This is a genomic window from Rathayibacter rhapontici (assembly GCF_001995175.1).
GTDB lineage: Bacteria > Actinomycetota > Actinomycetes > Actinomycetales > Microbacteriaceae > Rathayibacter.
Genome location: NZ_MUKN01000026.1, coordinates 37792 through 54203, shown reverse-complemented (window position 1 = coordinate 54203; position 16412 = coordinate 37792). Strand labels below are relative to the sequence as shown.

Here is a 16412-nt window from a genome sequence, read left to right as displayed (position 1 = left end):
ACCGTTCTTCCCGCGGATCGCGAACGCCCCAGCGTGCCACGGCTGGACCTTCGCCCGGCCGCCGATGCTGATGCCCTTGAGGACCTCGAAGTAGTTATCGGCGGTCCATCCGGCGATGAGCTGCCGAACCCGGTTCCAGTAGCCGACCCGGTACTTCTCCGGCAGCTGGTAGGAGAAGCTGGGGGCGCCGACGTCGCTCTTCATGACGATCTCGGTGTTCGACATGATCAGCTCGGCGGCGGCCTCACCTGCCTCGGCCAGGACTTCCGGGGACTCGACGATCGTGCTGACGACGACCGGCTGGATTCTCGCGTCGACCGCCGCCTGCATCTTCGTGCCGTCCGTCTCGACCAAGAGAGCGCCGGACACGTCCCCCATCACTTCGATCTTCCCGACGGCCACCATTCGAGTGTCAGTCACGTCTATTTCCTCTCGTAGTACGTTGCGGTCAGCAGATCGATGTAGGCCGGGTAGTCCCGGTCGGGCTCGCCGAGGCCAGCGCCGATCACCGCGGGCGGCGCGGGCGCGGCGACGAGGTCGCCGATGCGGCCGCCCCCGTCGGGCACGCGCAGCTTGAACGGCAGCCGCTCGTAGGTCGGAGCCTCACCCGCCACGAGCCGGGAGAACTCGACCGTGAACCACATCTCCGGGCTGATGGTCATGGTCGAGAACACCTCGACGGCGAACACGCCGCCGGCGCCGACGTCGACCTCGATCGGCCGCTTCGAGAGCAGTCGCCCGCCGGCCACGCCCGGCCCCGAGGGGACGAAGCGCAGCCGGACCGCCTGGTCGTTCAGCGGCTCGTCGGTGAGGTCGGTGAGGGTTCCGTAGACGAGCGCCATAGTGAGGTCCTCCCAGACGTACAGGGGTGGTGTCGGGTCCGGTCCCGGAGTCGGGTCGGTGCCGGGGTCCGGATCGGTGCCCGGGTCGGGGTCCGGATCCGGGTCCGGTCCGGGCCCAGGGTCGGGATCCGTCCCGGGGTCCGGGTCGGGCCCGGGATCGGGCTCGGTCGGCTCCGACGCGAGGTACGCGGTCGGCGTCCAGAGGAGCAGGCCCTCGAGCGCGGCCTCGTAGATCGCGTCGTGGCCCTCCCCGCTGGGGTGGAGCATGTCTCCGAGCCGCAGGTGGTAGACGTTCGGCGGATACCAGCGGTCGACGATCGAGCCGGGGATACCGCCGAAGGTGCCGTCGCGTCCGAACTCGTCGAACACGTCCTCCTGCAGCTGCCGGAAGACGTCGAACGCGCCCATGTCCGGCTGCGGCGACGGGTACAGCAGGAGCCCGATCGTCGTCGCCTTCGCGGGCGCAGCATCAGCGTGAAGGGCATGTCCCGCACGTCGTCCTGCCACACGTGCAGCGAGTCCACGATCAGCGGATCGCCCGGCGCGCCGGTGTGCGTGATGACCACCTTGTGCGGCCCCGGGGCGAGGTCGCGGAAGTGGATCGGCTGCACCGAGTTCTTCGTCTTGTCGGTCCCGGTGAGACCCTGAGCTGCGGTTGATCGCGCGACGGGCTCGCCGTCGTCGAGCGCCCACGTGTACGCCGACCCGGCGAGATTCCCGCCGTCGTAGTCGGTGTAGCCGAGCATCGCCAGGGTCGCGCCCGTGCCATCGAAGCGCAGCGTCTCCGTCGACCCGGGGGTCGTCGACTTCCGGGTCGAGCCGGAGTACTGGTTCTCCGACTGCCCCCACACGCCGGTCTCGCCGGCGGCGCCGGGCAGCACCTTCGACTTCGAGCGGGTGATGCCGAGGATCAGCGACGTCGCGTTCTTGAATCCGCGCTTGCCGGCGTCGCTGTTCCAGAAGTGGCCGACGTCGTTGCCGCCGGCCGCCTGGATGACGAGCCGGTAGACGTCCGCCAGGAACGCCGAGGTGCCCGCGGTGAGCAGCGCGAGCGCGACGTCGACACGGGTGCGGCCGCCGTTGTGCTGGTTGACGGACGTGCTCCCGAGACGCCGCGCGAGCTGGTTGGTCCAGAGGTCGAACACCGTGTAGTCGGGGGTGTTGATCGCGTCGTCGGCGACGACGATGCCCTCGGAGGACCCGATGTTCAGGATTTTCGTCGTGCCGATCGCCGTCTCCCACAGCTGCTCGGGGTCGTCCGGCAGGTTCGGGAGCCCCGGAATGGTGGGGTTCCCGGGCTCCTCGGGCTCGGTCGGGGTCTCCGGGTCCTCGGGGTCGACCGGCGGCCCGACTTCTCCCGCGAGGGTGCGGAAGGTGACCGTCGCCGACGGCGCGCTCTCCGACGAGTCGGTCTCGAGGGTCGCCAGCGCGAGCGCGTACTCGGTCGCCGGGGTGAGCTCGCGCAGCAGCAGCGGCGACTCCTCCGCCGCGACCGCCGGCTCTCCGTTCAGGGAGACCCGGAAACCGAGCGGAGCGTCCCCGGCCCAGGTCACGAGCGCATCCGTGGCGGAGACGGCGGTGACCTTGACGGCGGCCGGGACCGGGAGCGGCGGGGGCGGCGGGACCGGCAGGCCGTCTCCGACTCCGAAGGGCGACGTACCGAATGGCTGGGTTCCGAATCCAGCCATCTGCTACACCCAGCTCGAGGTCGGGATCGCCTTGCGGGTGACCCCTGCGTAGCCGGCGGCGTCCGTCTTGAGCAGCGGGATCGCCGTCGCTCCGGTCAGGTTCCGGATCTTCCCCGAGCCCTTGATGACCGTCTTGCCGCTGATGGGGTTCACCCACGCGGCCGGAGTCGTCGACGCGGATGCCTTCTGCACGACGTCGACATCGCCCGGGAGGACGAGCGTCGTGATGCCGGCGGTCGGGTGGCCGGCGACGCGGAGGAGGTCGGTCCCTGCCGGCGCGCGGGAGTAGTCGGCGAAGGCGTCGCCGATGAATCCGATCGAGTACGGGATCGGCTTGGTGGGCTTGGGGCCCGGGTCGCCGTCCTTCCAGTACCCGCCGGGCTCGAGGTCGACCATCGCCAGGGAGTTGTAGCCCATGATCGGGTCGATGACCCACGTGTCGACGCCGGTGAGGCGCATGCCGACGGTCTTGTAGCGGGCGTCCTTCTTCGCCTCCCACTGCGGGGCGACGTAGAGCACCGAGTGATGCACGGACTCCGCGGCGAGGCCCTGGCGGAAGCCAACCTCCTCGTAGTCGAACGCGCGGCAGAACAGGTAGCGCGTCTCCGAGTGGATCGGGGTGAGCGGCCACGTCGCGGTCGAGTCCGGGTTCGGGTTTCCCTGCGGGACCGTGAAGCCGGCCGTCGCGTCGGTGAAGCCGTAGCGGCCTCCGTGAGTCGTGACGTGCACGAACCAGACGTTCGAGCCGCGCGTCTGCGCCGCCGATCCGCCCGCGTCCTTCTCGCCCAGGGTCAGGACACCGTTGACGGTGCAATCGATGAAGAAGATGCTGTCGCAGCCGTGGTGCGTGTCCAGGCCCGGACCGTAGGTGTTGAAGGTCTGGTGGTGCATCACGTACACGAACCGCTGGATCCCGTGGCGCAGCGTGTCGCCGACGGCCGACAGGAACGCGCTGTTGCCGGTGGGGTTCGTCGTGAAGCCGTGGCGGACGTTGTACGAGACGCAGCCCAGGACGGCGAAGTTCTGCGTCGTGCCCTCGACCTCGACGTGGTAGCCGAAACCGCCCTCGGTGGTCGCGTCGTTGGGCAGCGCCTCGGCGATCGAGTTCGCGATCGTGCCGCCGTAACCGGACGCGATGCGGTACCCGTTTCGGTACCCGTTCCGGAAGACGTCGCCGACGTAGTGCCCGTAGACGGCTCCGCGGATGTCGACCGCGGCGGCGCGGACCTTGTCGACGCCGTTCGGGTCACCGATCGTGTCGAACGTGAGGTTCTCGGTCCGGCTGATCAGGTTCGAGAAGTAGTCGCCGACCGGGAAGATCACCGGCGTCGGGGCGTAGCGTTCTGCGAGCCGCCGAGCTTGCGCAGGGTGACCTCGACGGTGAGCTTCGACCAGTCGTAGAGGGTCGTGCCCTTCGAGACGACCTGGCCGGCGGCGGCGATCTTGCCGACGATGGTGGTGCCGCGGAGGAGGTTCTCGCCGACCGAGAACGAGCCACCGGCGCCGGGGGTGACGCCGCGGGTCGAGATCCGCATGTTCTTCGAGCCGTTGAGGTCCGCGCCGGCCGCCTCGAGCTTCATCGTGGCGCCGGAGGTCTGGCCCTTCACGATGTCGTTCTCGGCGAGCGTCGAGGACCCGCCGCTGATGAGGTAGGAGACGCCGAGGATCGGGACCGTCTCGGCCATGACGGCCTTGCCTGATGCGAGGGGCGTGTCGCCGCTCGAGAGCAGGTCGTGCACGACGGAGCCGGGGAGGCTCCACGAGAAGAAGCCGGCGGTCGCGGTACTCGTCTCGGACTTCTTCGCTCCGGACGCGACGATCTGCCAGGCCATGTCGGCGCGGAACTTAGGAATGTCGGCGGCCGGGACGTCGAAGAAGTTGACGCCGTGCCGGTTCGTCGCGCCGACCGACTTCGTGGCGAAGCCGCTGACCACGACGCCCGCGGACGGTGCGATGACCTGGCGGAGGATCGTGCCGCCTTCGCCGATGAAGCCGCCACCGCCGACGGAGATGATGTGCATGTTCCGGTCGTCGAAGTTGCCGGTCGTGGTCGTGTTCTTCAGCTTGTAGAGCGCCGGCACGACGACGGCCTTCTTCGCCGCGGACGCTGCGGCAGCCAGGGCGCCGATGTCGTTCTCGACCGGGTTCTCCGGGTCCCACTTCTTGAGGCCCCACTTCGGGTTCGCGGCGTTGAGGTAGCCGACGGACTGCTCCGCGACGCCCCCCTGCTGCAGCTCGAGGATCGCGGCGCGGTGGGACTCGACCACGGCGCCCCAGTTGGTGTTGCCGTTCGGCGGCGTGGGCAGGGGCTCGGTGTAGGCCACGGCGGGTCTCCAATCAGGGGTCGGCGGTCACGCCGGGCATGCGAAAGCCCCCGCCGGGAGTGGCGGGGGCTGGGGTGGTGCTCGGGGGTGAGAGGGGTCAGTCGGTGGCGCGGTGGGCGCCCGTGGGCTTCGCGCCGAAGTGGAGCAGCGCGAGGAACGCGTCGACCTGCGGGAGCGCCATCAGTCGGGTGATGACGGCCGCGAGGCCGGTGACGAAGACGACGCCGGCGGCGAGGTAGCCGAGCCACGCCTCGGGCACGTAGGCCTGCAGGAACTCGGAGACGATCGGCCAGGCGATCGCGAGGAGGGCGGCGAGCGCGAGGAAGGTCTGCACGGCGGTGCGCGCGGCGGCCTTCCAGGGGTACTCGACCTGCGTCGGGACGGTGGTGGGTTCGGTGGTGGACACGGTGACCTCCTGGGTCAGTCGGTTGCGGTTCGGGCGGGGAACGGGGGGAAGAGCGCCTCGGGGACGCCGTGGTCGATCGCGATGCGCCGGACCGCGGAGGCGTGTTCGGCGTAGCGGCGTCGGTCTGCAGCCTCCGCGTCGACGCGCTCCTCCGCCTTGTCGGCCCGGACGAGCGCCTCGTCGCGCTGCTGCACGATGTCGGCGCGGCGCTTCCCCTCGCGGGCGGAGACGCCGTTGCGGAGCGCAGCGACGACGGAGATGAACTCGCGCAGCAGGAGCGCGATGCCGGCCCCGCCGCCGAGCGCCACGAGCAGAGTCGTGTCGAGCATTCGTGTTCCCCCTAGTAGTGCTCGCGCCGAACCGTGTACGACGTCCGGCGGCGCAGGAGGGAGCGCACCTTCTTCGAGAAGGTGTCCAGCCCTGGCTCGCTCGTGAAGATCTGCAGCTCCGCGTATCGGCGCAGGATCGCGACGGTCGCCGCGGTCACGAACGCGAGCAGCACGAGCGAGGACCCCCCGGTCACGGCCGACAGCACGATCGCCACGTAGATCACTCCGCCGCTCATCGCGGCGACGTTGCCCAGGATCTCGATCGCCCAGACCTTCACCAGCCGCCCGACGAATCCGGCCGCGCCGCCGCCGAGGAGCAGTAGACCCCAGACGATGATCGCTTCCGGCCACGTCACCTCTCGGAGCACGAAGGTCGACGTCGCGAAGAGAGCCACGAATCCGGACACCGCCATCAGCGCGTAGGACGCCTGGTCGATGATCCAGATCGTGCGCTCCCACCGGAGGCGTCGATCGTTCGTGCTCGGGTCAGTCGCCACCATGAGCTACTCGGTCGACTTCGCGGAGAGCGCCGGCTGGTCGTCGGCCTTGGCCTCGGCGTCGATCTCCGCGTAGCGCTCGGCGCTGATCTCGAGGACGCGCGCGGTGAGCTCGGCCATCTGGCGGGCGTCGTAGTCGTCGGTTGAGCCGCAGAGCATGCGGGCGAACTCGTAGCGGACCGCCGGGTAGGCCTTGCGGTCCTTCCAGTCCTGCGTGAAGCCGTCGGCCGCGAGGAGATCGACGGTGGCCTGGTCGTTGTCGGTGTGGAGCACGGTCCAGGACTCGCCGTAGACGCCGATCGCGACCTCGCCGGTTTCGACGTTCTGGTAGATGCGGGCGACTCCGGGGCCGCGGCCCTCGCGGGTCACGACTCCGAAGAGGTTCTGGATCGAGGCGCCGAGGTCGGCGAACTTCTGGTCGATGTGGTTCTCGATGTGGGCGACTTCTGCTGCGCTCAAGGTGTCCTCCTGGGGTCGTGGGGCCGGCACGGTGACCGGGTGCGGGATGCGGAAGTAGAAGGCGGGGTCGACGGCCACGCCGCGGAGGCGGACCTCGAAGTGGAGATGGACGCCGGTGACGTTGCCCGTGGCGCCCTGGACGCCGATCTTCTGACCGGCCTTCACGCGCTGGCCCTTGCGCACGAGCTTCACGCTCTGGTGGCAGTACCAGGTCTCGAAGCCGCCGCCGTGGTCGATGCGGGTGCGGTTGCCGTAGGCGCCGGCGAGGCCCGTCTCGTTGCCCTCGACGACGATGCCGTCGGCGGCCGCGAAGAGGTCCTTGCCGTTGCCCCAGCCGTAGTCCTGGCCGTAGTGGATCGCGGGCGAGGCCTGCGTCGGCTTCGGGCGACGGCCGAAGGGCGTGTTGATGTTGCCCGGCGAGGGCCGGGCGGTGAGCTCGAGCACGAGGCCTCCTGATGTCGGTGATGGTGAAGGCCTGTTCAGCCCGTCCATGTGATGCGCCCGTCCGCTTCGCGAACGACGTTGCCCTGCCCCAGCTCGGCCCTGAACAGGTGCCCGTCGGCTGCGCGCGCGAGGTTCCCGCGGCCCGCGCTGACGAGGATCACCCGGCCGTCGTCGGGGAAGACGAACAGGTTCCCGGGGAGCGCCGGGTCGTCGGGGTCCGGGTCGTAGGGGTCGCCGCCGCCGGGGTCGCCTGCGCCGGGGTCGCCGCCGAGCGCCTCGCGGATGTACGGGCGAGGGTCGACGACCGCGGCGAAGGCCGGAGACAGATCGCCGCTCCATGAGGCCGTGACGTGGTCGTGCGTGCCGCGGCTGAACGAGCCGGTATCGCCGATCGGACCAACGACATCGCCGGCGTCGAGGAACGTCCCGACGGGGCGGCCCTTCGCGTCGAGGTGCGAGTGCCCCATGCGGAGGCCGTCGGCGCGCTGCACGACGACCTGCCAGCCGAGTCCGCCGCCCCAGGCGGAGAAGACGACCGTCCCTGCGAAGAGGTTCGGGATGCCCGTGCCGGTCGGCCATCCGTTGATGTCCTGCCCGCGGTGCGCGTTCGGCCGATTCTCGGTCGCGCCGTATGCGTCTCCCCAGTGATCCGGCTCTTCGTAGAACTCTCCGATCGTGGGCATCAGCTGGTCGGGAGGTTCGGGAAGAAGAGCTGCCCCTTTTCCACCCGTAGGAGGGCGCCCGGGCCGTCGGAGAGGATCACGCCATTGCCGCCGGCGGTGACCAGCGTGTCGCCGGCGCCGGCCATCTGCGCGCCGTTGCCGTTCAACACGACCGCTCCGTCGCCGCCCTTGACCTGCGCACCGTTCGCGTCTAGGCCAAGGGAGCCGCTGCCGCCGGTCATCTGCGCGCCGCCCGCATCGAGGTCGAGGGTGCCGTCGCCGCCCTTGACGTACACGTCCGCGTCGAATCGAGCGAAGGCGGTCGAGGAGCCCGAGACGATCACCTCGTTGCCGCCGACCTTGATGTACTCCGGGCCGGGCCCGCTCAGCTGCGCCGCAGCGTCGCTGACGCGCATCACGCTGCCGCCTGATTGCACCTGCACCGGGATGTCGTAGCCGACGATCTGCGCGTGTGCGTCGCTGTCGGCGTCGGCGGGGACGTAGATGATCTGCAGGGAGCTGTCGGAGCCGGCGGCCTCGGACACGATGACACGGCCGCCGCCGAACGAGCGGACATCGCCGGTCACATCGACGCGGCCCTTCCGTCCGTCCTGCCCGTCCACGAAGAGCGTGCCGGTGACGCGGCCGGTGCCCTGCAGGAGGAACGCCTCGAGGCCGACGACGCGCAGGCGGCCGGTCGTGATCGACGTGTTCCCGAGCGGCGCCTGCCGCTCGACGGCGGCGATGCGGGCGTTCTGCCGGGCGACGGTCGACTGGTCGAGGTTGTCGATGCGCATCAGGGCTCCCAGTACGGCTGGACGGCGAGCGAGACGGTCTCGGTGAGGTCGGTGTCGAAGCCGATGAGGTAGGTGTCGCGCCAGCCGTCGGTGTACTTCGGGTGGCCGACGGTCCACACGCCGAGGTGCGAGCCGAGCGTGAGCGTCTCGAGGTCAGCGCCGGGCGTGTTCGCCTGCAGCGCGTAGGACCACTGCTCGGTCGGGTAGCGGTACGCGCGGAGGTCGGAGTAGGCGTGGCCGAGGAGAACGCCGGGGTCGGTGATGCTCTTGTAGCCGGACTCGATCGAGTCGCGGAACGGCATCGCCGGGCCGTCGAGGTTGTTCGCGAAAGCGACGAGCATGTCCGCCTCGGAGCCGTTGCCGACCGCGATCTCTCCCGTGCGCTGCATCTGCCCGTTGATCCGGAAGGACGCCGTCGAGAGACCGTTCTCTTGGCTGCCGAGGTTCACCTCGACCTCGGGCCCGGAGAGGCGCGGGGTGCCGACGCGGACGACCCACTCGAGGCCGCCGTCCGCGCGGTAGCGGGGCGCGAAGTCGAGGTCCGGGCCGTCGTCGCGGTCCTGCATCTCAGCGAGCGCCTTCTCCGCGGTCCAGAGGTCCCAGTACGGGTAGAAGGCGGAGACCGGGCCTCCGGCGTCGGGCGGGGTGATGATGGGAAGCTGCCAGCCGCCGGTGTTGCCGTGGAGGACGCGCTCGATGACGGCGCGGACGGCTCCGCTGTAGGAGCGGTCGGTGATGGTGAGGTCGGCGGCGCGGTAGTCCTCGGCGTTCGCGCGGAAGACGGGGCGGACCATGTAGGCGCCGCGCACGTCGAGCGTGCTGAAGGTGAGCTCGCGGGTCTTCTCGTTCCAGTCGGTGACGTTCTCGAGGTAGCCGGCGTACAGGCAGACGCCGTTCCACGCCGTCGCGACGATGACCTCCCACGGGGAGCAGAGCAGCGCCGACCACTCGAAGTCGTCAGAGGCGATCACGGAGTGCGTGCCGGTCGACGGCGCGTTCAGGCGGCGCTTCGACGACGACTTCGCCAGCTCGACGGGGGCGATCAGGTTGCCGGTGCCGGGCGCGTGGAGGGTGTGCGTCCACATGGGCGGGTCCTCTCAGATGTCGGTGTCGGTCAGGGCGACGTCGAGGGTCAGGCCCGGGCCGATGCTGTGCACGATCTGCGCGCCGGCGGGGATGCCCCACGTGTCCGCGCGGGTCGCCGCGCCGGGCACCACGGCGCCGTCGATGCGCAGCAGTCCGTCGCGCATGTCGATGACGTGCGGGGTGCCGAGCTTGAGCGGCTGCACGACGTCGTACCGGCGGCCGCCCGGACCGTAGAGCGGATACCCGGCGGGCGCGTTCCCGCTCACGGTGTAGACGGGGAGCGCGGTGAAGTTGCCGCGGTGCGACGCCCGCTCGCCGGCAGTGAAGTGCTTCGTCTCGCCGTACTTCCGCGGATCGGGGCACCAGACGGTGACGATCCAGTCCGCGAAGCGGCGGTTGCCGCGCCGGGGAACCGCGCGGGAGCGGCCGGAGAGCCGGCCGCGCATCATCCATGTGCCGTCTGTGACGGTGGTGAGCGAGCCGTCCGCGATGAGTCCGCGGACCTTCCGGGACAGCTCCTCGGTCTCCTCCTCCGACGGGGTGATGATCACGCCCGAGAACGGGAGGAGCTTGTCGCCGAGCTGCCCCGGAGTGTCGAACGCCCCGGGGGCGCCCGGGCGCTTCACGACGTCGCGCTCCATCTCCGCCGACTCCCACCAGGCGTCGGCCCCGCCGGGCCCGAGATAGATCCCGTCCGGCGGGGCCAGCCCGTCGGGGCGGCCGTGCACCTCGACTCCGCCGATCGTGAAGGTGATGATGTCGCTCATCCGTCGCTCCTTCTCGCCTGGAAGTCGAGCTCGGCCATCGCCGCCTTGACGAGGGCTGCCTCGGACATGCCCGGCTGTGCGTGGATGTGGAGCTCCTCGGGGAAGTCGCGACGACCCGTCCGCCCGCCGGCGGGGGTACCGGCGACGTCGGCCGACGCGGACACCTCGACGGTGCCTGCGGCGACGGTCATCGCGCCCTCGGCGCGTCCTGCAGCGGAGCGGGCCATGCGCACGAGGGAGTCGCCGTAGGCCTCCGACTCGTCCTTCGTGCCCTCGACGGCTCCGCGGACGACGTTCCGGCCGGCGCCGCGCATGAGGCGCGACGGCGAGTTGATGTCGAAGAAGTCCGTGAAGCCGCCGAACGCCTGCGAGGCGAGGTCGGTGACTGCCGAGAACAGCTCGCCGCCGGCGGCCACGAGACCGTCGATGAGGCCGCGGACGATCTGCAGGCCCAGGTCCGCCCAGTCGACGTTCGCGAGGCCGTCCCAGATCGCCATGACGATCTGCGGCAGCATCTTGATGATCTGCGGGATCGCGGTGACGAGGCCGACGATCAGCGCGAGCACGAGCTCGATGCCGGCGACGATCAGCTGCGGCAGCATCGTCAGCAGGCCGGCGACCAGCTGCAGGACCAGCTCGATCGCGGCGGTGATCAGCGACGGGAGGGTCGCGATCAGGCCGGTCACGAGCGACAGCACCAGCTGGATGCCGGCCTCGATGATCATCGGCAGCGACTGCACGATCGCGAGCAGCAGCCCGAGCACCAGGGTCAGGGCCGAGGAGAGGATCGTCGGGAGCGCGGAGATGATGCCCTGCACGAGCGCGAAGACGAGCCCGATGCCGCTCTCGATGATCAGCGGCAGCGCGGCGAGGATGCCGGTGAGTAGACCCGTGACGAGCGTGAGCGCGCCCTGGATCAGGACGGGCAGTGCCGTGACGATGCCCTGCAGCAGCGCGGTCACGAGCTGGATCGCGGCCGCGATGATGAGCGGCAGGTTCGCGACGATCGCGGTCAGCAGACCGGTCACGAGGGTGACGGCGCCGAGGGCGATGGCGGGGATCGCGGTGACCAGTCCCTGCACGAGCGCGGTGACGATGGAGACGCCGGCGGTGAGCAGCGCGGGGACCTGCGCGAGGATCGCCGAGACGATCTGCGGGACGAAGGTCGCGACCTGCTGCACGAGGCCGGGGATCGCGGCGAGCACCGACGAGATGACGCCGGTGAGGCCGGACGCGAGCGCGGAGGCGTCGCCGCCCGACAGCGCGAACCCGGCGAGGCCGGCCGCGACGATGCCGAGCGGGCCGGCGAGCACGCCGAGCGCGCCGCCCAGGCCGGGCAGCAGCGTCATCAGCGGCGTGATCCTGGTCAGGATGCCCGCGAGGCCGCCGACGCCGAGGATGGCGACGACGGGACCCATGAGCGCCGAGAGGTCCGGCAGCGTGGACGTGAACCCGATCACGGCGTCGCGCGCGCTCAGCAGGAAGTCGACGACCGGCGAGTCCTCCTGGACGCCGAACGCCGTGCGGAAGGCGCTCGTGAAGTCGCCGCGGCTGACGAGGGCGACGAGGCCCTCGACTCCGGTCGCGACCCGAGTGAAGAACCCCGTGACGGCGGTGCCCGCGCCGGTGAGCGCCCCGGTGATGAAGGGCTTGAGCGGTGCAATCGTCTTGACGAGCCCGCCGACGATCGCCGCGTTGAGGCTGCCGAAGGCGCCCTCGAAGGTGGCCGTCGAGGTCGCGGCCTCCTTCGCGGCGTCGGTCATGCCGAGGTCGAGGATCGCGGCGTTGAACTCCTCCGCGGAGATCTCGCCCTTCTCCATCGCCTCACGGAAGTTGCCCGTGTACGCGCCGGCCGAGAGCAGCGCCTCCTGCAGCTTGCCCGAGGCGCCGGGGATGGCGTCGGCGAGCTGGTTCCAGTTCTCCGTCGTGAGCTTGCCCTGACCGGCGGTCTGAGTGAGGGCCATGCCGACGGACTTGTAGGTCTCGGCGTTGCCGCCGGCGACGGCATTCAGGTTGCCGCCGGCCTCGGCGAGCCGGTCGTAGTCCTTCACGCCGTTCGCGGCGAGCTGCGCCGTGACCGCCTGGATGTCCGAGAGGGAGTAGACGGTCCGGTCGGCGTACGCCTGCGTGCTGGCGGTCAGCTCCGCGATGCGGCTCGAGTCGAGGTCCGCGAAGCTGAGGGTGCTCTTGAACTTGTCGGTCGCGTCCGATGCGGTCAGAGCCTCGGGGACGAGGGACCCGATCTTCGCGGCCATCGCGCCGAGCGCGACCCCCGCGGTGGTCTGCGCGGCCCGGAACCCGTTGCCGAGCCCGGAGGCGATGCGGGACCCGACCGAGGACGCCGTGCGCGCCAGCCCGGAGAGGCCGCCGCCGGCAGCGGACACGAATCCGCGGAGCTTGCCGCCGGCGCTCTCGCTGCCGGTTGCGGCGTCCTGCGTGGCGCGGCGCACCGCGTCCTGCGCGGTCTTGAGACGGCCGGACGCGGCGGTCACGGTGTCGGTGGTGGAGGCGTGCGCGCGGCGGGCAGCCGCGAGGCGCTCCTCCGCGGCGACGGCCTGCGAGGATGCGGCGCCGCTCTTCTCGACGGCTTCCGCCAGTCGAGCCTCGGCGATGCGGACCTTGCCGGCGTCGTCCTGCTGCTTCAGGCGAGCCTTCGACAGCGCGTTCGCAGCGGACGCCGCCTGCGACGTCAGGTCCTTCATCGACTGCGCGCCGAGGTCGCCGGCCGACCGGTCCAGCGCCGACTTGAGGTCGGTGCCGAGCCGGCGGCCGGTCGTCGACCCCGCGCCCTTGAAGCCGCCGGTGAACGCACGAGCGCTCGACGTGGCGGCGTCCTGCGTCTCCTTCCGCACACGCGACTTGAACCCCGTCATCACGGGGAAGATCGAGATGTGCCCTGAGCCGACCTCGGAGGACATGCGGACCCCCTTCGGGTAGGTCAGGAGAAGACGACGCCCGCCTCGAGCTCGGCCTGCGCGGCCGCCACCTCATCGGGCGGCGCAGCGGAGGCGGGGCGCTCGAGCACCCACGGCATGAGCGCGCGCGTCGACTTCGGATGCGTCGCCGCGGTGATTACGCCGATGAGCTGCAGCGTCGATGCCGGGTACGCCCAGCCGGCGAGCTCGGCGCCGAACGCGGTCCCGGGGTCGCCGGCTGCGTCCTCGAGCAGCGCCTTCGCCTCGCCCCACGTCACAGCGCCGCCCAGGTCCGAGAGCCCGACGCCGAAGGTCTCGCGCAGCGTGCGTGCGACCGTCGTGCGGTGCTCTCGGATCAGCCGGGCGACGCTCAGGATTCCGGGAAGGCGAGCTCCTGCGCCCGCTTGAGCGCGCGGAAGAACTTCTCGGTCATGATCGCGACCTCGATGAGGCTGCGGTCCGCGAGCGCGGCGGCCTCCTCCTCGCCGTAGAACATGGAGAGCAGGTGCCGGAACTGGTCGAGCGGGGTCGAGAACTTCGCCTCGAGCTCGTCGATCGTGGACGTCGTGAGCTTGAGCGGGATCTTCACGACGTGGCGGTCGGTGAAGCGGCCGACGAACTTGTCCTCGACGATGATGTAGCGCACGTCGGTCAGGGCGCGCAGGGCGGCGTCCTCACGCTCCTGATCCCAGGAGTCGAAGTCGTACTCCTCCTCGACCTGAACGGGCGTCTCCGCGCTATCTGCCGGCTTCCGACGGGTGGTGGTGGTCATGACGGGTTCTCCTTCTTGGTGCTTGACGGGATGACGGGTGGTGAAACCGGCCGGGGCGACCCGTCAGCGCCCCGGCCGGTCGATCAGGTGGCGGGGTCAGGCGCCAGAGGGCGCCTCCACGGCGCCCGGCTTGGCCGGCCCCCACTGCCAGTACGGGGCGCCGTTGAACAGGTCGTCCTCGAGCCAGGTGAAGGTCACGTTCGCGCCCTCGACGGAGCCGCGCTCCTGCTGGTCGGGCTCGACCGAGGTCACCGATGCGACGCCGATCTGCCGCTTCTCCGTGCCGTTCCGGTACTTCGTGACGACGAGGAGGATGAAGCGGTTGTCGGGCAGGCTCGAGGAGACCTCGATCACGCCGTTCGCGTCGGGGGTCTTGCCCTCGACGAGCGCCTGAACGTTGGCGTTCTGCTCCGCGAGGCCGATGACGACGGAGCGGGTGCCCTCTCCGGCGATCGTGTAGCCCTTCTGGAAGAACTCGATCGGGTCCTCGTTGTCGCGCGCGGCGGACGGCCCGCCGTCGGACTTGTAGAGGCCGAGCTTCTTGAAGGCCGGCGGGAGGACGAGGGGCGACTTGCCGAGGTTGACCTTCGAGATGACGTTCGCCGTCTCGAGGATCGCGAACGCGGCGAGGCCGGTGATCGGGACGCCGACGGCGCCGGGGTCGTTGCCCTGGGGATCTGCGGACATAGGGGTCTCTCCTTCACGAGATGAAGCGCCGCAGATTGCGGAGCCCGGGGGTGGGTTAGTGACGGGTGGGCGTTACCAGGAGCCGGCGGCGACGTACTGCGCGGTCCCGTAGAAGCGGGCGACGTCGAGCTGGTCGACGACAGACGAGGGGCTGGTGCAGCCGTCCCACACGACGGACGCGATGGGGCAGCCCTCGGCGAGGACGATCTCCTCGTCGAACAGGAGGCCGGCCAGCCACCGCGCGAGGTCGCGCGCCGGCTTCTCGTTCCGCCGGGAGCCGGCGAGGACCGAGAAGCCGATCGAGTGGTCGAAGGTCACGGAGGACAGCCGCGCGCCGGGGTCGTCGCGGAGGACGATCAGCGGGCGCGCGAGCGGCACCTGCAGGGTCGGAGGCTCCCGGTTCCCGACTGCGACGTCGAGCTCGTCAGCTGCCGCTGCGGCGCGGACGTAGCCGGTCAGCCACAGCTCGAGGTCGGGCGGCTCGACCCTCACCCTCGGGCCGCCTTCAGCGCCCGGGCGAGGTTGCCGGTCTTCGACTCGATCAGCATCGTCTTGGCGTCGGTGCCGAGGACTCGAGAGACCCGCCGGCGGCGAGAGTTGCGGTGGACGAGGCGGAGCTTGTCGCGGTACGCGCCGGAGTCGACGGGCGCCGAGGCCTTCGCGGCGGCCAGGGCCCGCTGCGCCGCATCGTCCGTGAGCTTCTCCACGGGCGCCGATCGGAGGACTTCGTTGAAGAACTGCTGGTTGAACGTGACGTCGCCGTTCTTCGGCATGCGGGTTCCCTTCCGGTCAGCCGACCGCGCGGGTCAGCGGTATCTCGCGCGGCGCCGTCCACCCGGTGAAGGGGTTGGTGTCGGCCGCGGGCGGGATCCCGTCGATGGTGTAGACGGGGCCGCCCTCGTCGCCGTCGCGGATGCGGTCGCCCTTCTGGACGTCGAAGGCGCCGTCGCAGACGAGCGACTTCGCCTCGAGCGCCTGCTCGCGCGTCGCGCCGGCGAGCGCCGACGTCGAGGACTGCGAGATGGAGGCGCCGGGGATCGGCAGCACGTCGGGGTTGGACCAGTCGACGTCGATGTCGGTGTCCGAGTACTCGTCGCGCACCGCCTTCGGGCGGAGGCGGTAGACGGTGCGGCCGAACGGGAAGGTCATCGGCGCCGGCACTGCGGCCGCGCCGGTCAGGAGCTCGAGGGCGGTCGTCATGCGCCGTGCCCGAGCCGGTACGGCGTGAGGATGTCCTTCTCGCCCTGCAGCAGCGGGATCGAGAGGGGGGCGCCACCGGCGGTGACGTAGGACACCGACGAGCCGGCGGTTGCCTGCGCAGCGATGGTCGTCGAGTCCTTCGCGCGTTGCGCGAGCTTCACGATCAGGGCTACGACCTCGGGGACTTCCTCGGGGTCGTAGCCGTGGGTGAGCGTGACCTGCACGGCGCGGAACCGGCGGGGGAAGGCTCCGGCGCGCAGCTCGAGCATCCCCGACGTCGACCAGTCGGCCGAGGCGGTGAGGTCCACGCCGCCGACGACCACGGAGCTGACGGCGGTGACGTGCCCCGTCGGGAGGAGCAGCAGCCTTCCGCCCTTCCCGTCGAGGGTGAGTGTCTCCGTGACGGAGGGGGCGACGTGCCAGCCGCACTCGCGGCGGATCGCGCCGTTCGCGGCCTCGAGGAACAGCGTCGGGCTGACCTGCGTGGTGGCTCCTACGATCGGCGCGCGTCGGTTGGGTGCTTCGGGCACGTCGCCC

At 70.8% G+C, this 16412-nt stretch carries 21 protein-coding genes; all 21 read right to left on the bottom strand.

Translation table 11 applies throughout. The features are described 5' to 3' along the window. Positions 1 to 420, bottom strand: a 420-nt coding sequence (locus B0T42_RS10145) for a hypothetical protein (RefSeq protein WP_139344477.1), incomplete at its 3' end; no start/stop codon positions are given. A 2-nt stretch (positions 421 to 422) separates the two neighbouring features. Continuing rightward, positions 423 to 842, bottom strand: coding sequence for a hypothetical protein (locus B0T42_RS20020; protein ID WP_158078099.1), 420 nt, complete (start codon positions 840 to 842; stop codon positions 423 to 425). Then, the gene (locus tag B0T42_RS20015; RefSeq protein ID WP_158078098.1) at positions 794 to 2395 is read right to left on the bottom strand and encodes a hypothetical protein; all 1602 of its coding nucleotides are present in this window, start codon (positions 2393 to 2395) and stop codon (positions 794 to 796) included. Before B0T42_RS20015 ends, B0T42_RS20020 begins: the two co-directional genes overlap by 49 nt. 138 nt (positions 2396 to 2533) lie before the next feature. After that, on the bottom strand, positions 2534 to 3853 hold the full coding sequence (locus B0T42_RS10125) for a hypothetical protein (protein ID WP_077223056.1): 1320 nt from the start codon (positions 3851 to 3853) through the stop codon (positions 2534 to 2536). Further along, on the bottom strand, positions 3850 to 4854 hold the full coding sequence (locus B0T42_RS10120; RefSeq protein WP_077223055.1) for a hypothetical protein: 1005 nt from the start codon (positions 4852 to 4854) through the stop codon (positions 3850 to 3852). Before B0T42_RS10120 ends, B0T42_RS10125 begins: the two co-directional genes overlap by 4 nt. 97 nt (positions 4855 to 4951) lie before the next feature. Continuing rightward, positions 4952 to 5260, bottom strand: a complete 309-nt coding sequence (locus tag B0T42_RS10115; RefSeq protein ID WP_077223054.1) for a hypothetical protein — start codon at positions 5258 to 5260, stop codon at positions 4952 to 4954. 14 nt (positions 5261 to 5274) lie between these two features. Beyond that, the gene (locus B0T42_RS10110) at positions 5275 to 5589 is read right to left on the bottom strand and encodes a hypothetical protein (RefSeq protein ID WP_077223053.1); all 315 of its coding nucleotides are present in this window, start codon (positions 5587 to 5589) and stop codon (positions 5275 to 5277) included. An 11-nt stretch (positions 5590 to 5600) separates the two neighbouring features. After that, positions 5601 to 6089 (bottom strand): hypothetical protein, encoded by a 489-nt coding sequence (locus tag B0T42_RS10105; RefSeq protein ID WP_077223052.1) that lies wholly within the window; start codon positions 6087 to 6089, stop codon positions 5601 to 5603. A 3-nt stretch (positions 6090 to 6092) separates the two neighbouring features. Continuing rightward, positions 6093 to 6989 (bottom strand): M23 family metallopeptidase, encoded by an 897-nt coding sequence (locus tag B0T42_RS20670; RefSeq protein WP_201788525.1) that lies wholly within the window; start codon positions 6987 to 6989, stop codon positions 6093 to 6095. 35 nt (positions 6990 to 7024) lie between these two features. Then, entirely contained in the window at positions 7025 to 7672 is a 648-nt protein-coding gene (locus B0T42_RS10095) for a M23 family metallopeptidase (RefSeq protein ID WP_077223050.1), read from the bottom strand. Further along, positions 7672 to 8448, bottom strand: coding sequence for a hypothetical protein (locus B0T42_RS10090; protein WP_077223049.1), 777 nt, complete (start codon positions 8446 to 8448; stop codon positions 7672 to 7674). Before B0T42_RS10090 ends, B0T42_RS10095 begins: the two co-directional genes overlap by 1 nt. Next, the gene (locus B0T42_RS10085; protein ID WP_077223048.1) at positions 8448 to 9533 is read right to left on the bottom strand and encodes a hypothetical protein; all 1086 of its coding nucleotides are present in this window, start codon (positions 9531 to 9533) and stop codon (positions 8448 to 8450) included. Before B0T42_RS10085 ends, B0T42_RS10090 begins: the two co-directional genes overlap by 1 nt. A gap of 12 nt (positions 9534 to 9545) precedes the next feature. Further along, on the bottom strand, positions 9546 to 10301 hold the full coding sequence (locus B0T42_RS10080) for a hypothetical protein (RefSeq protein WP_077223047.1): 756 nt from the start codon (positions 10299 to 10301) through the stop codon (positions 9546 to 9548). Beyond that, positions 10298 to 13219 carry a tape measure protein gene (locus B0T42_RS20485; protein WP_201788524.1) on the bottom strand — a complete coding sequence of 974 codons (2922 nt, stop codon included), beginning with the start codon at positions 13217 to 13219 and terminating at the stop codon, positions 10298 to 10300. The genes B0T42_RS10080 and B0T42_RS20485 overlap by 4 nt, the downstream gene beginning before the upstream one ends. A gap of 20 nt (positions 13220 to 13239) precedes the next feature. Next, entirely contained in the window at positions 13240 to 13494 is a 255-nt protein-coding gene (locus B0T42_RS10070) for a hypothetical protein (protein WP_236720211.1), read from the bottom strand. Between the two features lie 92 nt (positions 13495 to 13586). After that, positions 13587 to 13988, bottom strand: coding sequence for a hypothetical protein (locus B0T42_RS10065; protein ID WP_077223045.1), 402 nt, complete (start codon positions 13986 to 13988; stop codon positions 13587 to 13589). Positions 13989 to 14084: 96 nt separating this feature from the next. Beyond that, positions 14085 to 14675: a hypothetical protein gene (locus B0T42_RS10060; RefSeq protein WP_077223044.1), complete on the bottom strand. Its 591-nt coding sequence runs from the start codon at positions 14673 to 14675 to the stop codon at positions 14085 to 14087. A gap of 72 nt (positions 14676 to 14747) precedes the next feature. Then, complete coding sequence (locus B0T42_RS10055; protein WP_077223043.1) at positions 14748 to 15167, bottom strand: hypothetical protein; 420 nt, start codon at positions 15165 to 15167, stop codon at positions 14748 to 14750. Then, positions 15164 to 15448 carry a hypothetical protein gene (locus B0T42_RS10050; protein ID WP_077223042.1) on the bottom strand — a complete coding sequence of 95 codons (285 nt, stop codon included), beginning with the start codon at positions 15446 to 15448 and terminating at the stop codon, positions 15164 to 15166. Before B0T42_RS10050 ends, B0T42_RS10055 begins: the two co-directional genes overlap by 4 nt. 16 nt (positions 15449 to 15464) lie before the next feature. Continuing rightward, complete coding sequence (locus B0T42_RS10045; RefSeq protein ID WP_077223041.1) at positions 15465 to 15875, bottom strand: hypothetical protein; 411 nt, start codon at positions 15873 to 15875, stop codon at positions 15465 to 15467. After that, positions 15872 to 16405, bottom strand: coding sequence for a hypothetical protein (locus B0T42_RS10040; RefSeq protein WP_077223040.1), 534 nt, complete (start codon positions 16403 to 16405; stop codon positions 15872 to 15874). Before B0T42_RS10040 ends, B0T42_RS10045 begins: the two co-directional genes overlap by 4 nt. Positions 16406 to 16412 lie beyond the last annotated feature (7 nt).